The 2,691-nt window shown below is 42.0% G+C and carries 3 protein-coding genes and 2 tRNA genes; 2 read left to right on the top strand and 3 right to left on the bottom strand.

The annotated features are described in order from the left end of the window. The 3 genes from ACJ751_RS00350 to ACJ751_RS00340 all read right to left on the bottom strand — a co-directional run. The coding region (locus ACJ751_RS00350; RefSeq protein ID WP_407743372.1) for a hypothetical protein at window positions 1–263 on the bottom strand (263 nt) is incomplete at its 3' end. A 101-nt stretch (window positions 264–364) separates the two neighbouring features. Beyond that, entirely contained in the window at window positions 365–1,180 is an 816-nt protein-coding gene (locus tag ACJ751_RS00345; RefSeq protein ID WP_407743371.1) for an S-adenosyl-l-methionine hydroxide adenosyltransferase family protein, read from the bottom strand. A 40-nt stretch (window positions 1,181–1,220) separates the two neighbouring features. Next, complete coding sequence (locus tag ACJ751_RS00340; RefSeq protein WP_407743370.1) at window positions 1,221–2,027, bottom strand: SDR family oxidoreductase; 807 nt, start codon at window positions 2,025–2,027, stop codon at window positions 1,221–1,223. A gap of 235 nt (window positions 2,028–2,262) precedes the next feature. Between ACJ751_RS00340 and ACJ751_RS00335 the strand changes: the two genes are divergently transcribed. Beyond that, window positions 2,263–2,335, top strand: a tRNA-Lys gene (locus ACJ751_RS00335). A gap of 98 nt (window positions 2,336–2,433) precedes the next feature. Continuing rightward, window positions 2,434–2,506: transfer RNA gene (locus ACJ751_RS00330), tRNA-Lys, on the top strand. Window positions 2,507–2,691 lie beyond the last annotated feature (185 nt).

The raw sequence follows: 2,691 nt of genomic DNA, 5'->3' as shown, positions 1-2,691 counted from the left end.
TAGGCAGAGATGATATCGTCTGAATGCTGATCGGAACTGCGGATAATAATTTTTCCTGCTTCCAATCCCTGTTTGAGTAACGGGTCAGAAAATTTCACTTCATTTTCAAAGGTCTTTTCCACGCCTTTCGCTACGCCATTGACGAATTCTGACCCGGCCTTCCCTACTACTTCACCGGTTTTGTTAACGGTGTCTTTTGCTTTTTTTTCGGCCCAGTTACAGGATGCGGTTACTAGGGCAAGGCCAATAATCAGGTATTTCATTGTTTTGTATTTAGGGGAATTCAACGAGTAAAATACAGATTGTTTTAGAGATTTTCAAACCGCCTCGTCATATTACAAATCAGGAACGAACTAACAAATTACTATCCAAACATGATCTTCACCGTTTGATAGAACAGCCTGCTTTGGAGGTGTTGGGCTTGTTCCGTAAAGCCCTGCAGGCCAAATAAACCCGCAGCATTGCCTTTGTTGATGGCAATTTCAAGATAGCCTGCCGCATTGAAGAGAGCGAGCTTTTCGCCTCCGGGTACATCGGCATAGGTTTCGGCCACTTTATCGATCACTTCATTACGTTTGAAAACGATCTTGAAGTTCCGTCCTTTGCGATGTTCTTCGAATTGGTCGCGGGTAATATTAACTACAATATTTTCGAAATGGTCTATAAAGATGATCTGTCCTTCCATCCAGTTCTCCCCAAATAGCGGACGTAAATGATTCTTTTCTATAAAAGGCACATCTGGTATACCTATATCCTGCAGGCGGGCGCCACCGTGTAATTTATGAATGGCTTCCCCCATAACCTGCACACAATACAGGGTGTTTTTTATTGCTTTGGGATCAAGGGGCAACCCAATGATCATTTCAGGTTTGTCTTCAAGCACCATCGAGAGCAACCCATTATCGGCACATAAAATGTATTGTTCCTGATGCCAGGCTAATAATAATTGCTCCGGCTTTTTTTCAAACAGGTTTACCAGCAGTAAGTGGAACGTGTGGGAAGGAAACTGCTTTATGGCATTACGGCTCACATAGGCCGCCTGCGGATAGTTAAATGGAGAAATGGTATGCGACACATCAACCAGGGTAAATTCCGGGTTCTGTTGCAATAACCGGCCTTTTACTGCACCCACCAGGTAATCTTGCACACCAAAATCAGAAGTGAGGGTTAGTAAAGGCATTTAAGAAATTATGTATAATAATTAATATCAGAAATGAAATTTATTTGGAAAGCTCGTTGTTTTTAAAAAAGAATTTGTACACCAGCTTATCCGTTAGCGAAGGAAAGAGCTTGTTCAAAAAGATGGTTCTTTTACCATTGAAGGTAAGAACCAGGGTACGCTTACGGTTTTCGATGGCTTTCAGAATTTCGCGTGAACATTCTGCAGCACTCATTAAACTGGCTTCATCGAGCGGTGATTCCCCCTGGGGTTGGCCCAGCTCATTCAACGCAGCATTTCGGATATTAGAAGCTGTAAAGCCCGGACATACCCACATCACGTGCACGCCGGTATGTAGTAACTCCGTGCGGATGGCCTCTAACCAGCCCTGTAAGGCAAATTTAGAAGCAGAATAAGCCGCACGGCCAGGTAAACCCCGGTAACCGGCAATGGAAGAAACACCCACAATTGTTCCTTTACGTTCCAGAATGGAAGGTAAAGCATATTTGGTGCAATACACGGAACCAAAAAAGTTGACGTCCATTACTTTTTTGATCACTTCAATATCGGCATCGTTGAACAAAGCACGCATGCTGATGCCGGCATTGTTGATAAGAATATCTATGCCACCGAAGGTTTTTATGGTAGATTCAATAAAACGCTGGCAATCGCCTTCGTTACTTACATCGCAGGTGATGGTATGCAGCATAACATTGGCGTGCTGCAGTTGAAGCGAGTATAATTTGTCGTAATTACGCGCACAGGTAGCCACTTTTGCTCCTGCGGCAATGCAGGCATCTACCAGGGCCTTTCCAATTCCATCACTTCCACCCGTTATTGCTACAACCTTATCTTTTAAAAATGACATAGCGTTACTTTTGTAAACACAAAAATAGCGGAGTTAACCCGCTGAAAAAATAAGAGTTGAGAAAATAGTTTATGATTTTTTTTAAAAAAATTTGGTGAGATATGATTTTCACCTATTTTTGCACTCCCAAAATAAACGCACCGCTTCAAAAAAACGGTCAGAAAAGAAAGATAATGAAGGAGTTGAATAGCAATTTTGGGCAAAGTTCTTGAAAAAATAATATCTTTATAAGGATGATCTCGTAGCTCAGTTGGTAGAGCACAACACTTTTAATGTTGGGGTCCTGGGTTCGAGTCCCAGCGGGATCACAGAAATGGCAAAGGGCTATCAAAATTGGTAGCCTTTTTTTATGCCAGAATTATTGGTTACCTATCTTCGCAGCTCATAAGAGTAAAGATCTTAGGTTGATCTCGTAGCTCAGTTGGTAGAGCACAACACTTTTAATGTTGGGGTCCTGGGTTCGAGTCCCAGCGGGATCACAGACAAATGTTCAACTAAAAACAAAAACCCACGTAAATTAATTGTTTACGTGGGTTTTTGTTTTATCTAAACCAGTTTATGGATCAAATTGTTGGGGGATTGGAGCTTTTATGGTACAACAGTAGCTTTTTATGCACCATCCCTCGCCTTTTATAGTGCATCCCTTACTTTATTCTATTGCATC

The organism is Niastella sp., from assembly GCF_045805085.1.
In the GTDB taxonomy this organism is placed as follows: domain Bacteria; phylum Bacteroidota; class Bacteroidia; order Chitinophagales; family Chitinophagaceae; genus Niastella.
The sequence above is the reverse complement of the archived record's forward strand: the minus strand, read 5'-3'. Positions and strand labels throughout refer to the sequence as shown.

Excerpts from the sequence above, each read along its gene's own strand:
- ACJ751_RS00340 (WP_407743370.1), bottom strand. The coding sequence starts at position 2,027 with ATGTCATTTTTAAAAGATAAGGTTGTAGCAATAACGGGTGGAAGTGAT.
- ACJ751_RS00345 (WP_407743371.1), bottom strand. The coding sequence starts at position 1,180 with ATGCCTTTACTAACCCTCACTTCTGATTTTGGTGTGCAAGATTACCTG.